The 19,309-nt window shown below is 64.4% G+C and carries 15 protein-coding genes; 12 read left to right on the forward strand and 3 right to left on the reverse strand.

The genetic code is table 11. The features are described from left to right. Positions 1-49 precede the first annotated feature (49 nt). The 5 genes from QJT78_RS06535 to QJT78_RS06555 all read left to right on the forward strand — a co-directional run bounded on the left by QJT78_RS06535 (position 50) and on the right by QJT78_RS06555 (position 5,285). On the forward strand, positions 50-856 hold the full coding sequence (locus tag QJT78_RS06535) for an enoyl-CoA hydratase/isomerase family protein (RefSeq protein WP_028147551.1): 807 nt from the start codon (positions 50-52) through the stop codon (positions 854-856). 128 nt (positions 857-984) lie between these two features. Further along, a complete protein-coding gene (locus QJT78_RS06540) occupies positions 985-2,457 on the forward strand; it encodes a DASS family sodium-coupled anion symporter (RefSeq protein ID WP_028147550.1) in 1,473 nt (490 codons plus the stop codon). Positions 2,458-2,688: 231 nt separating this feature from the next. Next, positions 2,689-3,828: a methionine ABC transporter ATP-binding protein gene (locus QJT78_RS06545; RefSeq protein WP_038942897.1), complete on the forward strand. Its 1,140-nt coding sequence runs from the start codon at positions 2,689-2,691 to the stop codon at positions 3,826-3,828. Continuing rightward, on the forward strand, positions 3,818-4,483 hold the full coding sequence (locus QJT78_RS06550) for a methionine ABC transporter permease (protein WP_028147549.1): 666 nt from the start codon (positions 3,818-3,820) through the stop codon (positions 4,481-4,483). The genes QJT78_RS06545 and QJT78_RS06550 overlap by 11 nt, the downstream gene beginning before the upstream one ends. A gap of 28 nt (positions 4,484-4,511) precedes the next feature. Then, entirely contained in the window at positions 4,512-5,285 is a 774-nt protein-coding gene (locus tag QJT78_RS06555; RefSeq protein ID WP_028147548.1) for a MetQ/NlpA family ABC transporter substrate-binding protein, read from the forward strand. Between the two features lie 175 nt (positions 5,286-5,460). On the opposite strand, the gene QJT78_RS06560 is transcribed toward QJT78_RS06555, so the two are convergent. Further along, positions 5,461-6,450: a helix-turn-helix domain-containing protein gene (locus QJT78_RS06560; RefSeq protein WP_028147547.1), complete on the reverse strand. Its 990-nt coding sequence runs from the start codon at positions 6,448-6,450 to the stop codon at positions 5,461-5,463. A 178-nt stretch (positions 6,451-6,628) separates the two neighbouring features. On the opposite strand from QJT78_RS06560, the gene QJT78_RS06565 reads away from it, so the two are divergent. From QJT78_RS06565 to fsrB, 6 genes are all read left to right on the forward strand, one after another. Further along, a complete protein-coding gene (locus QJT78_RS06565; protein ID WP_028147546.1) occupies positions 6,629-7,825 on the forward strand; it encodes a serine hydrolase in 1,197 nt (398 codons plus the stop codon). 15 nt (positions 7,826-7,840) lie between these two features. Continuing rightward, complete coding sequence (locus QJT78_RS06570; protein WP_038942896.1) at positions 7,841-9,841, forward strand: primary-amine oxidase; 2,001 nt, start codon at positions 7,841-7,843, stop codon at positions 9,839-9,841. A 203-nt stretch (positions 9,842-10,044) separates the two neighbouring features. After that, a complete protein-coding gene (locus QJT78_RS06575) occupies positions 10,045-10,503 on the forward strand; it encodes a hypothetical protein (protein WP_028147544.1) in 459 nt (152 codons plus the stop codon). 81 nt (positions 10,504-10,584) lie between these two features. Next, a complete protein-coding gene (locus QJT78_RS06580) occupies positions 10,585-11,985 on the forward strand; it encodes a hypothetical protein (protein ID WP_038942895.1) in 1,401 nt (466 codons plus the stop codon). Between the two features lie 657 nt (positions 11,986-12,642). After that, a complete protein-coding gene (locus QJT78_RS06585) occupies positions 12,643-14,634 on the forward strand; it encodes a TonB-dependent siderophore receptor (RefSeq protein WP_038975473.1) in 1,992 nt (663 codons plus the stop codon). A gap of 61 nt (positions 14,635-14,695) precedes the next feature. Next, on the forward strand, positions 14,696-15,988 hold the full coding sequence (fsrB, locus tag QJT78_RS06590) for a siderophore utilization protein FsrB (protein WP_028147541.1): 1,293 nt from the start codon (positions 14,696-14,698) through the stop codon (positions 15,986-15,988). Positions 15,989-16,134: 146 nt separating this feature from the next. Here the strand turns inward: fsrB and QJT78_RS53130 are convergent, their stop codons facing one another. Next, positions 16,135-16,656: a ClpX C4-type zinc finger protein gene (locus QJT78_RS53130; RefSeq protein ID WP_080586548.1), complete on the reverse strand. Its 522-nt coding sequence runs from the start codon at positions 16,654-16,656 to the stop codon at positions 16,135-16,137. Positions 16,657-16,946: 290 nt separating this feature from the next. On the opposite strand from QJT78_RS53130, the gene QJT78_RS06605 reads away from it, so the two are divergent. Further along, complete coding sequence (locus QJT78_RS06605; RefSeq protein ID WP_028147539.1) at positions 16,947-17,762, forward strand: hypothetical protein; 816 nt, start codon at positions 16,947-16,949, stop codon at positions 17,760-17,762. 72 nt (positions 17,763-17,834) lie between these two features. Here the strand turns inward: QJT78_RS06605 and QJT78_RS06610 are convergent, their stop codons facing one another. Further along, positions 17,835-19,286 (reverse strand): aldehyde dehydrogenase, encoded by a 1,452-nt coding sequence (locus tag QJT78_RS06610; protein WP_038942893.1) that lies wholly within the window; start codon positions 19,284-19,286, stop codon positions 17,835-17,837. Between the last annotated feature and the right edge of the window lie 23 nt (positions 19,287-19,309).

Raw genomic sequence — 19,309 nt, forward strand, 5'->3', positions numbered from 1 at the left:
GAGGCCGGATGTAGGCTAGCCTCGCCGCAAAGCGGATAAGGAGACATTGGTGACGAACTTCGTGACGATCGAGAAGGGCCTCGGACCGGAGGGGCGGATTGCGGTGGTGCGGTTCGACCGCGGCGACGGCATCAACGCGCTCTCGCCGGAGGCGCTGCGCCAGCTCACTGCGACCGCGCGCAGCTTCGAGGATGATGCCGCAACGTCCGTCGTGGTTCTGACGGGCAGCACCAGCGCCTTCAGCGCCGGCTTCGACCTCAAGGATGCCGAGGGCCGCTCGCGCAAGGACATGGATCTCGGCACGCTGCGGCGGCATCTCAAGCTCGGGCCGCGTCTGACCCATGCCTGGCATGAGATGGAGCAGATCACGATCGCGGCCATCGAGGGTTTTTGCGTCGGCGGCGGCGTCGCGCTGGCCGTGGCGCTCGACTTCCGTGTGATGGGGCACGACGCGCATCTGCGCGTGCCCGAGATCGGGCTCGGCATGAACATGAGCTGGCAGAGCATCCCGCGCATGCTGCATCTGATTGGGCCGGCCCGCACCAAGCAGGCGGTGATCCTGGCCGACCAGCGCATCTCGGCCGATGAAGCTTACGAGTGGGGTTTGGTGGAGCAGGTGGCCGATCCCGGCCATGCGTTCGATGCCGCCATGGAGCTTGCCCGGAAGGTCGCCGCGCAGCCGCCGCTCTCGGTCGCCATGACCAAGCTGACCGTCAACCGGCTCGCGCATGCGCTGGACGATCTCGCCAGCCACATGGACGTCGACCAGTTCGCGCTGGCGAGTCTCAGCGAAGACCACAAGGAGGGCATCGAGGCGTTCCTGACCCGCCGCAAACCACGCTTCAAGGGGCGGTAGCAAGGGGCGGTAAAACGTGAAGTCAGGCCATTGATCGCGCCGCGGACAGTCCGTATACGCCGCGCTAGGACAAAAACGGCTCGGCCAACGGGCGGTCCAATGCGACGACAATCGAGGGGGGAGGGCCCATGGCCGCTAGCTCGCAGACGCCTCAGGCAAAAGGGTTTAGCTGGAAGCTGATCGCGCCGCTCGTGGTGTGGCTGGCCATCTATCTGTGGCCGGTGCCGACGGGTCTCAACGCCAATCAGTGGCACTATTTTGCCGTGTTCGCGGCCGTCATCACCGGGCTCATCCTGGAATCGATGCCGGTCGGCGCGGTCGGGTTCATCGGGCTGACGGTCGCGGGCGTCGCCGGCTATATCGATCCCGATCCCGGCAAGTCGCTGCGCTGGATGCTGGCGGGATTTGCCGAGAGCACGGTGTGGCTGATCGTTGGCGCCTTCGTATTCTCGATCGGTTATCGCAAGAGCCAGCTCGGCCGCCGCATCGCGCTGGTGCTGGTGCAGAAGCTCGGCCGCAACACGCTCGGTCTCGGCTATGCGGTCGCGATGTCGGACTTCCTGCTGGCGCCAGCGACGCCATCCAACACCGCGCGCAGCGGCGGCATCGTCTATCCCATCATCAGCAACATCCCGCGCATCTACGGCTCCGAGCCCGGGCCGACTGCCGGCAAGATCGGCACCTATGTGATGTGGACTGCGTTTGCGGCAACCGCGATTACCAGCTCGCTGTTCTTCACCGCGCTCGCGCCCAATGCGGCCGCGCTTTCGATCGCCAAGAGGACCGCCGGCGTCGAGGTGAGCTGGGCGCAGTGGTTCGTCGGCTTTGCGCCGCTCGGCATCCTCCTGATGATCCTCGTGCCGCTGCTCAGCTATGTGGTCTGCCGTCCCGAGGTGAAGCACAGCCCGGAGATCTCCGAGTGGGCGGCCAAGGAGGTCAGCGAGATGGGCCCGATGTCGCGCAACGAGTGGATCATGCTGGCTCTGATCGTCCTCGCGATGTTCCTGTGGATCGCGGGCTCGAGCCCGGACATCCACGTGCCGCTGCTCGGCTCGAACTTCGTCAACGCCACCACCGTCGTGTTCATCGTGATCTCCCTGATGCTGGTGACGGGCGTGATCGAGTTCGCCGACATCGTCAGCGAGAAGAGCGCCTGGGAGGTGTTCTTCTATTTCACCTCGCTGCTGACGCTGGCCTCGGGCCTCAACGAAATCGGCTTCATCAAATGGTTCGCGACCGAATACGCCAAACCGCTCGCGGGGCTGTCGCCGTCGACCGCGATGCTCCTGCTGGTCGCGCTGTTCTTCTGGATCCACTACTTCTTCTCGAGCATCACCTCGCATGCCGCGGCCGTGCTGCCGGTGGTGCTCGCGGTCGGATCGGGCATCCCCGGCCTGCCGGTCACGACGCTCGCCATGCTCTGCATGTATTCGCTCGGCCTGATGGGCGTGATCTCGCCTTACGCGACGGGACCCGCGCCGATGTATTTCGGCAGCGGCTACATCGGGAAGGGCCAGTTCTGGGGCTTTGGGCTGCTGTTCGGGCTGCTCTATTTCGCGGGACTGCTGCTGATCGTGCTGCCCTGGTTGCAGATCAGTTGAGCGGGGCCGGAAGCTCATACCCCCGGCAGACGAATTTTCTTCGCCGGGGTGGGATTGGGAAAACTTCGTCCAACTCCCCGCAAATATCTGACATTGCAAGGAAGACCTGAAAAGGCGATGGTGCGTGCTGCAGTGCAGCGTGTTCCACCCGAACCCTCACGGCGATTTCACTCTCCGTCGCTTGACGCGACCGGTTCCCGCATGCCCAGGGGGCAGCAGGAACTGTTGTGCATGAAGGCCGCCTCCATGAACGCCCACCAATCGCTCGCGATCGGACAGAAGATCGAAACGCTTGAAGCGATTTCACCTGCCGCTCGGAACGCTGACGCGATGGTCCGTTTCGAGGGCATCTCGAAGATCTATCCGGCCTATCGCGGCAAGCCCGGCGTCAACGCGCTGCAAGACATCGACTTCGCGATTGCGCGCGGCTCGATCACCGGCGTCATCGGCCGCTCCGGCGCCGGCAAGTCGAGCCTGGTCCGGCTGATCAACGGGCTGGAGAAGCCGACCACGGGCCGCGTGATCGTCGACAACAGCGATATCTCGGCGCTGGCAGGCCGCGAATTGCGGCTGGCGCAGCGCTCGATCGGGATGATCTTCCAGCATTTCAACCTGCTGTCGTCGCGCACGGCGGCCGACAACATCGCGCTGCCGCTGGAGATCGCCGGCTGGGCCAAGGCCGACATCAAGGCCCGCGTCGCCGAGCTGCTGGCGCTGGTCGGCATCGCCGACAAGCACGACCGCTACCCTTCTGAACTCTCTGGCGGCCAGAAGCAGCGCGTCGGCATTGCCCGTGCGCTGGCGACGCGGCCGAGCGTGCTGCTGTCGGACGAGGCGACCTCGGCGCTCGACCCGCAGACCACGCGCGCGATCCTCGATCTGCTCGCCAACATCAACCGCGAGCTTGGCGTGACCATCGTGCTGATCACCCACGAAATGTCCGTGGTGCGACAGCTCGCCAAGGAAGTGGTGGTGCTCGACGCCGGCCATGTCGTCGAGAGCGGCCATGTCGCCGACATCTTCACGCACCCCAAGCATCCGATCACGCAGTCCTTCCTCGCCGAAGTCATCGGCGACAGCCTGCCGGTGTCGCTTGCGAGCCGGATCGTGGCGGAGCCGTCCGCCGGCGGGCAGGCCGTGATCCGCGTCCAGGTGCGCGGGGCAGGGGCCGGCGACACGGTGGTGGCGCGGCTTGCCCGCGAGCTCGGTCTCGACGTGGCGCTGCTGTCGGCGCGCATCGACGAGATCGGCGGCCAGCATGTGGGCTCGTTGACCCTCGGTATTCCCGGTGGCGAGGACGCGGTGACGCGCACGCTCGCCTGGCTCTCTCAATATCAACTCCCGGCGGAGCGTCTCGGCTATGTCGCCTGAACTCATCAACCTCATCGTCCAGGCAACAGGCGAAAGCCTGTACATGGTCGGCATCGCGGCACTGGTCGGCACCGCCTTCGGCCTGCCGCTCGGCGTGTTCCTCGCGACCAGCCGGAAAGGCGAGCTGTTCGCGGCGCCCACCATCAATCGCGTGCTCGGCATCGTCGTCAATGCGACGCGCTCCACGCCCTTCATCATCCTGGTCGTCGCCATCATCCCGTTCACCCGGCTCATTGCCGGCACCTCGATCGGCTCGACCGCAGCGATCGTGCCGCTGGTCATCGCATCGACGCCGTTTATCGCGCGCCTGGTCGAAGCTGCGATCCGCGAGGTCGACGGCGGCCTGATCGAGACCGCGTCCTCGTTCGGGGCATCGCCGATCCAGATCGTGCTCAAGGTGCTGATCCCCGAGGCGCTGCCCGGCCTGCTGCTGGCGCTGACGCTCGCGGTGGTCAGCCTGCTCGGCTACTCCGCCATGGTCGGTGCCGTCGGCGGCGGCGGGCTCGGCGATCTCGGCATCCGCTACGGCTATCAGCGCTTCATGCCGGAGATGATGCTGGCTGTCGTGGTCGTGCTGATCGCGCTGGTGCAGCTCGTGCAGAGCGCGGGCGATTATCTGGCACGTCGGGTCAACCGCCGGCTGCGGCAGCGCTGATACACATTTTCTGAAACTGGAGACTTCAATGCGTTTTCTCGCAACCCTTGCGGCTGCAGCCTTGCTTGCGACCACCGCTCAAGCTGAAACCATCCGCGTCGGCGTCACCGCCGGCCCCCATGCCGAGATCCTGGACGTGGTGAAGAAGGTCGGCGCCGAGCGCGGCCTCGACATCAAGGTGGTCGAGTTCACCGACTACGTCATTCCGAACCAGGCGCTGGCGCTGAAGGACCTCGAAGCCAACTCGTTCCAACACGAGCCTTACCTGAAGAACCAGATCTCCAAGACCGGCTGGAAAATCGTCAAGGTCGCGAACACGATCGGCTCGCCGCAGGGCGTCTATTCGCAGAAATTCAAGAAGCTCGCCGATTTGCCGGAAGGCGCCCGCGTTGCAATTGCCAACGATCCCTCCAACGGCGCGCGCGGCCTGATGATCCTGGCGCTGCACGGCGTGATCAAGCTGAAGGACCCGACCAACGTCGCTTCGACCATCGCTGATATCGCCGACAACCCGAAGAAGCTGCGCTTCGTCGAGCTCGATGCCGCCCAGCTTCCGCGCGCGCTGCAGGACGTCGACGTCGTCTCGATCAACAACAATTACGCCGTGCAGGCCGGCCTCAATCCGGCGACCGATGCGATCGCGCGCGAGAACCCCGATGGTCCGTGGGTCAACATCCTCGCCGTCCGCGAGGAGGACAAGGACAAGCCGTGGGTGAAGCAGTTGATCACGGTCTATCACTCCGATCCCGTGAAGGCGTTTCTTGAGACGCGCTTCAAGGGTACGTATTTGCCGACCTGGTAACGTGCCCGGCCTGCATGGTTCGAGACGCCCGCTTGCGCGGGCTCCTCACCACGAGGGTCTGATATCTCGCTGCAAAATGACCTCATCCTGAGGGCCCGCCAGAGGCGGGCGTCTCGAAGGATGGCCGCAAGCGAGCTGCTAGCCACGACTTGTCCTGGAGTAGAAGACGCGCGCGTCAGGCGACAAGCCTCGCGCGCCGCAGTGTCTCCGAGGGCAGCTCGGAGAAGTGGCGCTTGTAGTCGAGCGAGAACTGGCTGAAGTGCCAGAAGCCGTGTTGCACGGCGACGTCGTAGATCGACGTCTCGGTGCCGCTGGCGCGCTTCAGGTCCCGCCGCACCCGGTTCAGCCGCATCGCGCGCCAGTAACGCATCGGGCTCGTGCCCACGACTTCCTGAAAGCAATAGCCGAGCTTGCGCGGGCTCGCGCCGACCGCCTTGCAGACCTCCAGCAGCGACAGCGAGCGATCGCCGCTGCCATGCATCAGCTCGCGGGCGCGATCCACGGTGCGCTTGCGCGCCGTGGCGCTGCGGCCGGGATCGCTGGGCTGGGCCGTCGGCAGCATGTCCATGATCTCGACGAGGAGGGCGTCCTCCAGCGCTTGCCGCGCGGCCGGATCGTCGAACCGTTCGGGTGCGGCCGTGATGGTCTCGTGAATGGCGGCGAGGTGGGCGCGCAGCCGCGCGACCGGCGCCGCCGCCATCTCGATCACCAGCAACTGGTGCCAGACGGCGCGCGGCAATTCGATGTCGAGCCGTGCCGCAAGCTCCGCGATCAGGGCCGCGCTGGCGACGACACCGCGCAGCTCGAAGGCCTTCGGCGTACACATGTCGATCTCGGCATCGATGCTGGCGATTACCTGGGAGCCTGCAACACTGGCCCCGTTGCAATTGACTTCGCCGTCGCCGTGCCAGGGCAGACCGATGCCAAAACTGTCGGCACCGAGCTGGCCGTATTGGCGGACTTGCTGGCTGGTGATTTCGCGGAAGACTTCGAGGCGGGGCAGGGAGAGTTGCGTGAAGCTGCCGCGGAAGGCGCCGGCGCTGATCTGGTCGTAGCTCAACCGCCAGCGACCGAGAGCGGCGCAATGCTCGTCGACGTCGGTACTGCGCGCCTGAAACAGGTTCGCAGCCGAGTCCGGAGTCGGAAGAGTTGCGCTTAAGGCCATGACATCACGTCGAAATTTGCTAGCCCGGAGCTAGCAAGAACCACGCCAGACTGGCACGGCCATGGCCGCTGTCCAGCAAAATATTGCCGGATCTCGATAACGCCCGATGCGGCCTGTGTGCAGTCTTCTCCCTTGCCGTTCCGACATCGCAGTCAGGATGGCCTTGCGGAGGATCGAGATGCGACCGACGGACATCATGCGCGGCAGCCCGCCTGCGCCCGAGGCCCAAGTGACCCGTGCCAATTGGCGCAGCTTTCCCGCCATCCGCTGGGGTTTCACCCACACCCGCGAAGTGCTGCCGACCGCGGAAGTCCGTCGCTCCGCGCATCCCACACAGATGGCAAGCGCGCCGCGCGAGCTGCAAAAGCTCAGCTTCACCGCGCCGGACGGCAAGCCGACCACGATCGAGGCCACACTGCGCGAGACCTTTTCCGATGTGCTGCTCGTCATGCACCGGGGCACGCTGATCCACGAATGGTACGGCGACGGCATGAGCGCGACGACGCCGCATCTGATCTGCTCCATCAGCAAGTCGATCGCCGGCACGCTCGGCGGCGTGCTGGCCGCGCGCGGCCTGCTCGATCCGGAGGCGAGGGTGGTGCGCTACGTGCCGGAGCTGGAGAGCTCGGTCTATGGCAGCTGCACCGTCCGTAACGTCCTCGACATGGCCGTCGCGATCAAGTTCGAGGAGGATTACGAGGATCCGGCCGGCGACGTCGCACGCTATCGTTTCTCCTCGGGCTGGGACGTGCCGCCGCCGGGCGTCGAAGCCGGCCATCAGCGCGCCTATCTCACCACGCTGCGCGGGTCAGGAAAGCCGCACGGCAAGGTGTTCCACTACGTCTCGACCAATACGGAAGTGCTCGGCTGGGTCTACGAGCGCGCCTGCGGCATGCCCTACCATCGCATCCTCTCCGACTATCTCTGGCAGCCGATGGGCGCCGAGGAGGATGGCTCCCTCACGCTCGACAGCCACGGCATGGGCCGCATCGCCGGCGGGCTTTCCGTCACCGCACGCGATCTGCTGCGCTTCGGCGAAATGATCCGCTGCCGCGGCGTGGTCGAGGGACGGCAGGTGGTGCCGGGCTGGTGGATCGACGACATCCACGAGAACGGCGATCCCCAGGCGTGGAAAGACGGCGACCTCGCCGACATCTTCCCGAGCGCCCGCTACCGCAGCAAATGGTACACGATCGATCCGTCGCGGAACGATCTCGCGGGGATCGGAATTCACGGCCAGTGGCTCTACATCGACGCGGCCACCGACACCGTCATCGTCAAGCTCGCGACGCAGCCGAAGGCGATGGACGTTCCGCTCGACCACCGCTGGCTCGCCGCCTTCCGCGCCGTCACCGCGCATCTCGCCCCGCGCTGATTTCTGGTCATCATCATGCCCGATACCGTCAAAGCCAAATCACCGATTCAAGCGGCCGCACCGCATCCGCTCGATCCCCTGACAGCCGAAGAGATCACGGCCGCCTGCACGCTGGTTCGTGCCGCCACGACCTCGCCGGAGAACTGCCGCTTCCCGACCGTCCGGCTGGAGGAGCCGACCAAACAGGAATTGGCTACGGGCGGAGCAGGGCGCCGCGCCTTCGCGCTGACGCTCGACGTCACCACGGGCGAGGCGATCGAGCACATCGTCGATCTCGACCGCAACGAGATCGTCGCGCGCAAGGTCATTCCGAACCGCGAGGCGCCCTATGGGCAGCCGCCGGTGATGCTGGAAGAATTTTTCAAGTGCGAGGCCGTGGTGAAGGCCGATCCAGGCTGGCGCGCGGCGATGGTCCGCCGCGGGCTCACCGACAAGGATATCGAGCTGGTCCAGGTCGATCCGTTCTCCTCGGGCTTCTTCGATTTTGAGTACGAGCGCGGCGCCCGTATCGTGCGCGCCGTCAGCTTTTTCCGCGAACATCTGCAGGACAACGGCTACGCCCATCCGATCGAGGGCGTGGTGGCCGTGGTCGACCTGATCGCCGGCAAGGTCATCGACCTCACGGACGCCGATCCGATCGTGCCGATCCCGCGCAAGAAGCGGAATTACGGCGCGCATGAAGTCAAAAATCCGCGCACCGACATCAAGCCGCTGCATATCGAACAGCCGGAGGGCGCGAGCTTCAAGGTCGATGGCTGGAAGGTCGACTGGCAGAAATGGAATTTTCGCGTCGGCTTCACGCCGCGCGAGGGCCTGGTGTTGCATCAGCTCGCCTACCAGGACGGTGATCGCAAGCGCTCGCTGATCCATCGCGCCAGCGTTACCGAGATGGTGGTGCCCTATGCCGATCCGACCGAGAACCATTTCTGGAAGTCGGCGTTCGATGCCGGGGAATACGGGCTCGGCATGCTCGCCAACGCGCTCGAGCTCGGCTGCGACTGCCTCGGCAACATCCATTATTTCGACGTGCCGGCCGCCGACAACAAGGGCGAGCCCTTCGTCATGCAGAACGCCATCTGCATGCATGAAGAAGACTACGGAATTGCCTGGAAGCATTACGAATTCCGCAACGGCCTGTTCGAGGTCCGCCGCTCGCGGCGGCTCGTCATCTCGTTCTTCGCCACCGTCGGCAATTACGACTATGGCTTCTACTGGTACCTGTACCAGGACGGCACGATCCAGCTCGAGACCAAACTCACCGGCATCATCCAGACCGCCGCCGTGCCATCGGGCGAAAAATACAAATGGGGCGGCATGGTCGACGACAATCTGGGCGGCCCAACGCACCAGCATTTCTTCAACGTGCGCCTGCACATGGATCTCGACGGCGGCGGCAATACCGTCACCGAGCACGAGTTCGTGCCGCGGCCCTGGGGCGCGGACAATCCGCACGGCAATGCGTTCGATACCACCACACGCATCCTATCGCGCGAGCGTGATGCGGCTGCCATTGCGAACGGCGAGACCGGCCGGTTCTGGAAGATCAGCAATCCCAACGAGACCAACTCGGTCGGCAACGCGCCGGCCTACAAGCTGGTCGTCAATCCGAGCCCGCTGATGCTGGCGCAAGAGGGCAGCTATGTGCGCAAGCGCGGCGGCTTTGCGACGAAGCATGTCTGGGTCACGGCCTTCGACAAGGACGAGAAATACGCCAGCGGCGATTATCCCAACGTCCATGCCGGCGGCGACGGCCTGCCGCGCTACGCCGCGCAGAACCGCAACATCGAGAATACCGATCTCGTGGTGTGGCACTCCTTCGGCCACACCCATGTCTGCAAGCCCGAGGATTTTCCGATCATGCCGGTCGAATATGCCGGCTTCATGCTGAAGCCGACCGGATTTTTTTCGGCCAATGCCGCCGGCGACATTCCGCCGGAGCGCAACAGCCGCAGCGTGCTAGCGGGCGACCCGAAGGACGCCGCCGGCGGCGCGTGCTGCCACGCCGGCAAAGCTTAGGCTCGTCGCGCGACAACAACGTTCGCAGCAGGCCGACCAGCGCTGGTTCGCTGGTCGCATGCGCTCGCGGTCGAATTGTCAGGGGAGTATTGCTGCCCCTTTCGAAGGGCCCGCGACGCGACGGCCGCAGGTCGAAAAGATCCCTTCCAATTCCTTTCGAGAGTGATACCATCTTAAGGTTGTATTCCTTAAGGAGATTTCCCATGACCCATGCACTCAATCTCACGCTGCCGATCAAGCAGGATGCCGAGACCCTGGCAAAGCTGCGGAATCTCGAGGCGAGCTTCACTGAGAAGGTTCAGCCCGCCATCGCGGCGGCGCTGAAGCAGTCCAGGATCGTTCATTTCGCCCGGGTCGTCGTCATCGAGGACAAGTACATCCAGGTCATCACCGAATATGAGGGAACGCACCAGGAATACACGGAGTTTTTCCGGCGAGCGCTCACGCCGATATTTGCCGCGATATTTTCCCTGGCAGATACGACTGGCCTGGACATCAACGATCCCAATGCGTTCTTCGAATTCTCGAAGAACCACAACGCGCGCTCGCTGGGCACTGCGACCGACGGCTCAACCGACATCAGCGGCAACCCGTCCGGCTGGCTGTTCTCGGCTTACGACGGAATGACTGTCGCAGACATTCTGGCAAAGCTCGGGAAATAGCTTTCAGAGCGTATTTGCGCTTTCGAGATAGGCCGGCTTTGAGGCTGCCTATCGGCTGACCGTTCTTGCAGGACAGGCGCCATGGTGGATCTCGGCAATTTGCAGGCGATCGTCGCTCGAAGCTCCGCCAAGCCGCTACTCGCGGTTCTGCTGTTTAGGTTTGGCGACGCCGGCGGTGCCAGGTCCTTCCTGCGGCAATGGATACCGCGAGCAGCGGTGGGGGCAGGCCCAGATCCCGATGGTCCCGCGTTCCACTTCATGTTCAGTTGGAACGGCATCGCGACGTTGATGTCGGGTCGCGCCGAACTTGACGTCGCGCAGGGGCGGCAGCAGTTCGAGGTATCGTTCGTCGACCCAGCGCAGGCGCCGGATGGCGGCATTGCGACACAGCTTGGTTTCTTCGACGCCAGCGCTCCGGCCGGATGGTGGGACGGCAAGTTCAAGTCGAGCGATATCGATCTCGCCATCCATATCGGGTTCGATACGCCCGAGCAGAAAGCAGATTGCCTCGCGCAAGTGCGGCAGTCGGCGACAGGCCTCGGTGTCCGGGAATTGTCGCTCGACAGTTGGGACGACCGTGCGCTGTCCGGTTGTCGACCAGCCGACGGCCGCCTGCATTTTGGCTATCGCGATGGAATCACCGCGCCCAATGTTGACTGGCAGGATGCGCCGGGTGCCAGGGCTTCCGACGCCGTCGATTGTCGCGAGATCGTCGTCGGCTATCCGAACAGCGATTTTCCCACTGCACCGTTCAAGCCCGGTCCATGGCAGGACTTCGCGCGCGATGGATCATTCGTCGGCCTGTCGTGGCTTTATCAGGACGTCGCGGCCTTCAACAAATTCCTGAAGGCGAATGCACCGCAGGCGGCGCCGCATGTCGGCCCGGAACTGGCCGAGGAATGGATCGCGGCCAAGATGATGGGGCGCTGGCGACACGGGTCGCCGCTGTCACGCTTTCCGGATGCACCACCATCGACCCCGCAATTGAACGATGCGTTCGGCTATGGCGACGATCCAAACGGCGTCAAATGCCCGCTCGGGGCTCACATCCGCATCGTCAATTGCCGCGATCAGCCGCTGAAATTTGCCAATCAGATTCGTTTCCCCAAGGGGCCGCCGCGCGTCATACGCCGCGGATTTTCCTACGGCCCTCGTCTGGAGGGCACGGAGGACGACGGCAAGGACCGCGGCATCGTAGGGCTTTTCTACTTCGCCAGGATCAACGAGCAATTCTATACCATCCTGCGGTGGATGCATCAGACCGACTTTGCCGACGCCTACATGCGCCTTCCGAACGGAGCCAATGCGCAGGATGCCTTGACCGGAAACCGGGCAGATCCAAAGGCCGAGACCCGGTTCCAGGTTCCGCTCGCGGGGGACGCCTCCGTGACGTTCCAGATGAAGCAATTTATCCGCTACAAGGGCGTTGCAGTGCTGTTTGCGCCGAGCGTTAAAGCGCTCAACACGATGATTGCCGCGTAAGGTTGAACTGCCGGGCTCCCGTCAGCCGTCGCATCGTCGTCGCAGCCATTCGTTCGCGACAGCGCTGATCGCCGAAGCTCCGGCGATCAGCGCGAGACAGCACGCCCGCCGTTTCCACGCGGTCGCGGACAAGCGGCGAATGTTCTCACTCTAGAAGCATTCCATATCCGAGCACTCGCAGAAGCCGGCGATGCACCTCGACGCGCAGATGGGCGCATTGGTCGCACGATTTATTCCCCGGTCTCGATAGATTCTAACTCTGCGTCTCTCGCACTGAGAATGCTCCCGCGTTAGGGCGAGAGTCCAAAAATCATTCCGGCAAAGCCGGCAGTGCGTGGGACCTCGATAGACGTGTCAGACTTCCAACTTCGCTCGTGCTCCAATGCGCGTGTTCGACAGCTTCAGGTGCTTTTCTTCGGCGCCGTCAGCATATTCGCTCTCTGCGTTCCCTTCGCGCGCGTGCAGGCGCAGACTCAAATTCCCACGGTCTCGGTGGAGGCGCCGGCGCAGCGCGCCCGACCCGCGGCGGCGGCCTCGTCGCGGCGATCCGCGACGGCACGGACCGCGCGCGCCAACCGGCGTTCTCCTGCGCAGCGAGCCATGCCGACGCAGTCGGCATCAGCGAATCGCGACACGGATGAACGCGCCAATGGGCCGGTGCGCGGCTTCGTGGCGACGCGGAGCGGCACCGCCACCAAGACCGACACGCCGCTGATCGAAACGCCGCAGTCGGTGTCCGTCGTCACCACCGACCAGATCAGAAACCAGGGCGCGGTCTCGATCGGGGAGGCCTTGCGCTACACCGCAGGCGTCAGCGGCGACGTCAATGGCGGCTCGGACACCCGCTTCGGCGGCCTCCAGATCCGCGGCTTCGACATGACCATGCCGGGCCTTTACATCGACGGCCTCAGGATTCCCTCCAGCAATTACGTGCACTTCAACGGCCTCGACCCCTACGGCGCCGAACGTCTCGAGGTCCTCAAGGGACCGTCCTCGGCAATGTATGGCGGCAGCGGCACCGGCGGCCTGCTCAACTACGTGACAAAGCTGCCGACGGCGCAGCAGTTCGGCGAAGTCTCGATCTCCGGCGGCAGCTTCAACCGCTATCAGGGCCAGTTCGACATGGGCGGCCCCGCCAACAAGGAAGGCACCGTGCTGTGGCGCCTGACCGGCGTCGTCCGCGACGGCGAGACCCAGGTCGACTTCACCAAGGACAATCGCGTCTTCATCGCGCCCGCCGTTACCTTCAAGCCGAACGAGGACACGACCATCACGATCCTCGCCGACTACCAGCGCGACCGGGCCGGGTGGGGGCTCCAGTTCCTGCCGGCCTCGGGCACGCTGTGGCCGAACAACGGGCGCACCATCCCGGTGTCGTTCTTCGCAGGCGTGCCGAGCTTCGACACCTTCAACACTGAGATCGCGACCGCCGGCTACCAGCTCTCGCACGACTTCAACGACTACCTGACGTTCCGGCAGAACCTGCGTTACGCCTATCAGCACAACGAGGAAAAGGTCTTCTACGGCGCCGGCTATACCGACGAGGCCGCCGGCAGCTACGCCCGCGTCGGCAGTTACAGCAACTCGTATATCAACTCGTTCGCGGTGGACAATCAGCTCCAGGGCAAGTTCACCACCGGCTTCCTGCGTCATACCGTGCTGGCCGGCATCGACTATCGCAACAGCGACTTCCGCGATACCGCCTTCAGCGTGACGACCTCGTCGCCGACGGTCAACGTGTTCAACCCGGTCTACAGTTACGACTGGGCCCTGGGCGGAATGACCGACAACACCGGCGTCAAGCAATCGCAGGTCGGCCTATATTTGCAGGACCAGATCAAACTCGGCCGGCTGTCGTTCCAGCTCGGCGGCCGCCAGGATTTCGTGACGACGAAGGTCAACGCCGACCTCTTCAACAGCTCGGCCTCGACCGATGCCTCGGCCTTCACCGGCCGCGCCGCCGTCATGTACAATTTCGACAACGGCATCGCGCCTTACTTCAGCTACTCGGAATCGTTCCTGCCGGTGCTTGCGACGACGGCGACCGGCGCTCTGCTCAATCCCGAGACCGGCGTGCAGTACGAGGTCGGTGTCAAATACCAGCCGCTCGGCTGGAATGCGCTGTTCACCTTCGCGGCCTTCGACCTGACACGCGACAACGTCGTCGTCTATGCGCCGCCGAGCTACACTGCCTCGCAGCTCGGCCAGGTCAAATCGCGCGGCATCGAGCTCGAAGGCACCATGTCGCTCGCCGACGGCTGGAACCTGCGGGCCGCCTACGCCTATGTCGATGCCATGCTGTCGCAGGATCCGGTCAATCTCGGCAAGGCGCCGACGACGGTGCCGCTCAACCGCGCCGGACTGTGGAGTGACTACACGCTCCAGAACGGTCCGCTCGCCGGCGTTCAATTCGGCGGCGGCATCCGCTATGTCGGTGCGACCTGGGGTGACGATGCCAACACGTTCAAGGTGGGTTCTTCGACCGTGCTGGACGCGCTGCTCGCCTACACCCGTGACAATTGGCGCCTGTCGCTGAACGTCACCAACCTGACCGACCTGCGCTATGTTGCCGCCTGCTACGGCGCCGCGTCCGGCTGCTTCTACGCCGAGGGACGCAAGGCCATCGGCAAGCTGACCTACCGCTGGTGAATTCAACGTAACGAGGGTCCGGCCATTGGGGGGCCGGACCTGCTGAAGTGAGACCTGAGCGATGAGAGCGTTATTCGGCAGGCTGCATCGCTGGGCGGGACTGCTCACGGCCGGCTTCCTGTTCTTCTCCGGCATCACCGGGGCGATCATCTCCTGGGATCATGAGATCGACGAGGTGCTGAATCACCACCTGTTCGATGTCACCAGCAAAGGCCCGGCGATTCCCTCGATCGAGCTCGCGAAGATGATCGAGCAGCGCGATCCCCGCGCGCGCGTCGTGTATCTCTTCATGACGCCGGAGGAGGGGCACTCGCTGTGGTTCTTCGTGATGCCGCGGATAGATCCGGCGACGGGAAAACGCTTCGCGATCGACTACAACCAGATTTTCCTCGACCCCAACACCGGCGCGGAGCTCGGCCGGCGCTATTGGGGCGCGGTGTGGCCGGTGACGCGCGAAAACTTCGTCTCGTTCCTCTACAAGCTCCACTACACCATGCACATTCCGGAATTCTGGGGCAGCGATCGCTGGGGCATGCGCGTGCTCGGCGTGATCGCCATCATCTGGACCATCGATTGCTTCGTCGGCTTCTATCTGACGCTGCCCTCGCGACGGCGCGCCAAGGCCGCGCGGGCGCCCCAGGTCACGCGCCAGCTCGAACGCGGCTTCTGGGCGCGCTGGGCGCCGGCCTGGACCATCAAGGCATCGGGCAGCGCCTACCGGATCAATTTCGACATCCATCGCGCCTTCAGCCTGTGGACCTGGGGCGTGCTGTTCATCATCGCCTTCACGGCGTTCTCGCTGAACCTCTATTTCGAGGTGTTCTCGCCGATGATGAAGATGGTGTCGAACTACACGCCGACGCCCTATGAGCAGCGGCCATATCGCGATCTCGACGATCCCATCGAGCCCAAGGTGACGTTTGACGACATCGCTGCGCGCGCGGCGGCCGACGGCAAGGGGCGAGGGTGGACCGTCCCGGTCGGCTCGATCAATTACGGCCCGGCCCATGGCGTTTATGCCGCGGCGTTCTTCCATCCCGGCGACGATCACGGCGCCGGCGGCGTCGGGCCGGCCCAGCTCTATTACGACAGCGAGGACGGCCGCCCGATCGGCGAACGGCTGCCCTGGGTCGGCACCGCCGCCGACATCTTCGTGCAGGCGCAATTCCCGCTGCATTCAGGCCGCATCGTTGGGCTCTTTGGGCGTATCCTGATCTCGATCATGGGCCTCGTGGTGGCGGCACTGTCGGTCACCGGCGTCGTGATCTGGTGGCGCAAGCGCCGCGCCCGCGTCCGGGTGCGCGAGACGGCGGCGATGCGCCTGAACCGGCAGCAGCTCACGCCGGCGGAGTAGGGCCGGCGTGCCGCTCGATCGTCTGCGCGTTTACCGAGTGCGCTCGTTGACGATGGGCATCGCTGTCTGCAGCGCCTGCTCGTAACGTTTCAACTGACTGAGCGAAAATTTCTTCATCGCCAGCAGCTCGTCGGACGTCTTGCCTCTCAATCGCGCGACGTTGGATGTCTTGAACACGTCATCATTCGCCGCCAAGGCGTTCTGTCGAAGCGCAAAAGCACTTTCGATGTTCTGCGACAACAGCCGATTGCGCTCCACCCTCTGTTCGCGTGCTCCACATAGTGAAGCAGTCTATCGGTGGGCATGGCGCGAGCACTGTCTGCATCTCCTTCGATGAGGCGAATCAGCTGCTCATCAACGATATCGGTACATAGGTCGATACATTCGTCGCAGATAAAGACAGCCGGCCCAGCCACCAGCTTGCTCACTTCATGCTCGTTCATGCCGCAGAACGAACAGTAGATGGGACGATCCTGCTGGGCAGGATTCTGCACGCCAGCACTCGGCTGCGCCGCATCAATCCTGGCCGACAGAATATTCCAGTTCTCGTACCCGAACGCTTTCGCGATCAGTTCCAAAGCTTCGCTATGAGTGGTTTGCACGGCATTGGCATTCAAGGCATCGCGCAAGGAACGAGCCATAGCCTTCGCATCGCGGAAATCGCGCATGAGAGCACCCGTATCGGCGAACGGAAAAGATCGGTGCCTGCCTTGCCGACCCGCTCGCCAATAGCGAGGGTGAGGGCGACTTTGATACGTTCACCATCCCCAAAGGGTGCAGGCAGCGGGTGTATCGACCCGATCGAATTTTGGCGTTGGACGGCCGCTCTTGTCAACCTGAAACGGGTACATCGACACCTCCGGCCGCCACGCACGTTCGCAGTTCAGGAGCCGATGAACCTTCCAGTCCGGCACCGGCACAAAGACTGGAGATCGCTCCCAGTCTTCCGGAAATTGCAATGAGATTGCCCGTCTTGCTCTGCCTGCTCGTTTTCGCGACGCCCACCTACGCCGCCACGCCCGAGCAGCACTATCTCGACCTGCGCGATCGCTACATCGCAAAATTCTCCAAAGCCAAGGAGAGCGACGAGACCTTTAAGCAGCACGACGCGGCGCTCAACGAGCTGACGGGCGTGCTGCGCGGCCTGGTCGGGCCGGTCACGATCAAGGGGCTGCCGGCCGAGGGCAAGTCGAACGCCGACACGCTGTTCAAGGGCGACTCGGGCTTCGGCCATCTCGACGGTCTGGGCTTTGCCTCCGAAGGCGACAAGATGCAGGCCGTGGTGACCACCACAGGTCTGCTCAAGCATTGGCTGCGCGAGCACCGCGAGGACGGCCTGCCGCAGGAGATCGCCGCAGCCTTCAAATCGGATCGCTTCTACTATCAAGCCATCCAGGACTCGGCCTTCACCAAATATGCCGAGCTGCCGATCACGAAGCGCGCATCCGCCAGTGCCGCGGTCGCCGTGCTCGGCGTGCGCGGCAACGGCGACCTGAAGGGCGCGCCGCATGAAATCGATGTCGTCGCGATCCAGGGCGACAAGGTCTACTTCCTCGCCGCAACCGACGCCGTGAAGACGGCCGAGATCCCGGCCTGCGAAAAAGTCTGGAAGCAGATGATGGCCAGGAGCACCCCGCAGGACGCCATGGCCAAGGAAGACCAGGCCATGGACGCCTACACCAAATGTTTCGCCAAGGAGGCGCCAAGCCAGAGCTGGTTCGCGGGCGCGGCGAAGAAGGCGCAGAGCCAGCTCGACCTGCTGCCGCTGCGCTAAGCGAACTGCCGTCGAGATTCGGGCCACGGCCGCCTGCCGACGACCGGATGGTCGCCGGGCGCAGGCCACGGTTCAGAACGGATAGTGGCGCGGTCCGGTCTGCACGGTGATCCAGCGCAGCTCGGTGAACTCGTCGATGGCCGCCCTTCCGCCGAAGCGGCCGTAGCCGGACGCCTTGGTGCCGCCGAAGGGCATCTGCGGCTCATCGTGCACGGTGGGCGCGTTGACATGGCAGATGCCCGCCTCGATCCGCTTGGCAACGCCAAGGGCGCGCGCGATGTCGCGGCCGAACACGGCGGAGGAGAGGCCATACTCGGTGTCGTTGGCAACCCGGACGGCTTCGTCCACCCCGCTGACGCGGACCACAGTCACGACCGGACCAAAACTTTCCTCGCCATAGATGCGCATCGCCGGCGTGACGTGATCGACAATCGTCGCCGGCATGATGGTGCTGCTGCCGTGCCCACCCGCCACGACAGTGGCGCCCTTGGCGACGGCATCGTCGATGAGGCCCCTGATGCGGTCGCAGGCCGCGCCGCTGACGAGCGAGCCGAGCACGACATTGCCGTTGCCAGGATCGCCATGGGGCAGGCTCTTCGCTTTCGCAGCGAATTTGGCAATGAAGGCGTCCGCGACCTTGTCGTCAACGACGATCCGTTCCGTCGACATGCAGATCTGGCCCTGGTTCATGAAGGCGCCAAAGGCGGCGGCGTTCACGGCAGCGTCCAGGTCGGCGTCGTCGAGGATGACGAGCGGCGCCTTGCCGCCAAGCTCCAGCAGCGCGCGCTTGAGATGTTTTGCGCAGGCGAGCGCAATGAGGCGGCCGACACGGGTCGAGCCGGTGAAGTTGACGCGGCGGATGGCGGGATGGGCGATCAGCGCCTCGACCACGGCCTGCGCGTCCTCGGGCGCGTTGGTCACGACGTTGACGACGCCGTCGCCGAGGCCTGCTTCAGCGAGGCAGCTTCCGATCAGGCGGTGCACGCCTGGGCTCATCTCGGAGGCCTTCAGCACGACAGTATTGCCGCAGGCGAGGGGCATCGCGACAGAGCGCACGCCCAAAATCACCGGCGCGTTCCACGGCGCAATGCCGAGCACGACGCCAACCGGCTGGCGGAAGGCCATGGCGAGATTGTCGGGCTTGTCGGTCGGGATGACCTCGCCCGAGATTTGCGTGGTCATGGCGGCGGCTTCGCGCAGCATGCCTTCGGCAAGATGCACGTTGAAGCCGGCCCAGCCCGCGGTGGCGCCGGTCTCGGCGACCATCAACGCGGTGAACTCCGGCGCCCGGCGCGCGAGAATGTCGGCGGCGGCGCTCAGCCGCTTGCGCCGCTCGGACGGGCCGAGCTGCGACCAGGCCGGAAAGGCGGCGGCCGCAGCGTCGGCGGCGCGCATGGCATCGTCGATCGAGGCTGCCGCCACTGTTGTCGCGACCTCGCCGGAGATCGGGTTGTGACGCTGAAAGGTACGCTGGTTGCTGGCCGACTGGTCCTTGCCGCCAATGAGAAGGTCGATTGCGTTCATGGAGCTCTCCAAGGATTGCAGGA

The organism is Bradyrhizobium sp. Mp27, assembly GCF_029953005.1.
GTDB classification, from domain to species: domain Bacteria; phylum Pseudomonadota; class Alphaproteobacteria; order Rhizobiales; family Xanthobacteraceae; genus Bradyrhizobium; species Bradyrhizobium barranii.

Bases quoted from the DNA above. Each gene is read 5' to 3' on its own strand.
- fsrB (WP_028147541.1), top strand. From the start codon at position 14,696: ATGAGAGCGTTATTCGGCAGGCTGCATCGCTGGGCGGGACTGCTCACG.
- QJT78_RS06560 (WP_028147547.1), bottom strand. From the start codon at position 6,450: ATGGCCTTAAGCGCAACTCTTCCGACTCCGGACTCGGCTGCGAACCTG.
- QJT78_RS06575 (WP_028147544.1), top strand. From the start codon at position 10,045: ATGACCCATGCACTCAATCTCACGCTGCCGATCAAGCAGGATGCCGAG.
- QJT78_RS06550 (WP_028147549.1), top strand. From the start codon at position 3,818: ATGTCGCCTGAACTCATCAACCTCATCGTCCAGGCAACAGGCGAAAGC.
- QJT78_RS06545 (WP_038942897.1), top strand. From the start codon at position 2,689: ATGAAGGCCGCCTCCATGAACGCCCACCAATCGCTCGCGATCGGACAG.
- QJT78_RS06605 (WP_028147539.1), top strand. From the start codon at position 16,947: ATGAGATTGCCCGTCTTGCTCTGCCTGCTCGTTTTCGCGACGCCCACC.
- QJT78_RS06610 (WP_038942893.1), bottom strand. From the start codon at position 19,286: ATGAACGCAATCGACCTTCTCATTGGCGGCAAGGACCAGTCGGCCAGC.
- QJT78_RS06540 (WP_028147550.1), top strand. From the start codon at position 985: ATGGCCGCTAGCTCGCAGACGCCTCAGGCAAAAGGGTTTAGCTGGAAG.
- QJT78_RS53130 (WP_080586548.1), bottom strand. From the start codon at position 16,656: ATGCGCGATTTCCGCGATGCGAAGGCTATGGCTCGTTCCTTGCGCGAT.
- QJT78_RS06580 (WP_038942895.1), top strand. From the start codon at position 10,585: ATGGTGGATCTCGGCAATTTGCAGGCGATCGTCGCTCGAAGCTCCGCC.
- QJT78_RS06570 (WP_038942896.1), top strand. From the start codon at position 7,841: ATGCCCGATACCGTCAAAGCCAAATCACCGATTCAAGCGGCCGCACCG.
- QJT78_RS06565 (WP_028147546.1), top strand. From the start codon at position 6,629: ATGCGACCGACGGACATCATGCGCGGCAGCCCGCCTGCGCCCGAGGCC.
- QJT78_RS06555 (WP_028147548.1), top strand. From the start codon at position 4,512: ATGCGTTTTCTCGCAACCCTTGCGGCTGCAGCCTTGCTTGCGACCACC.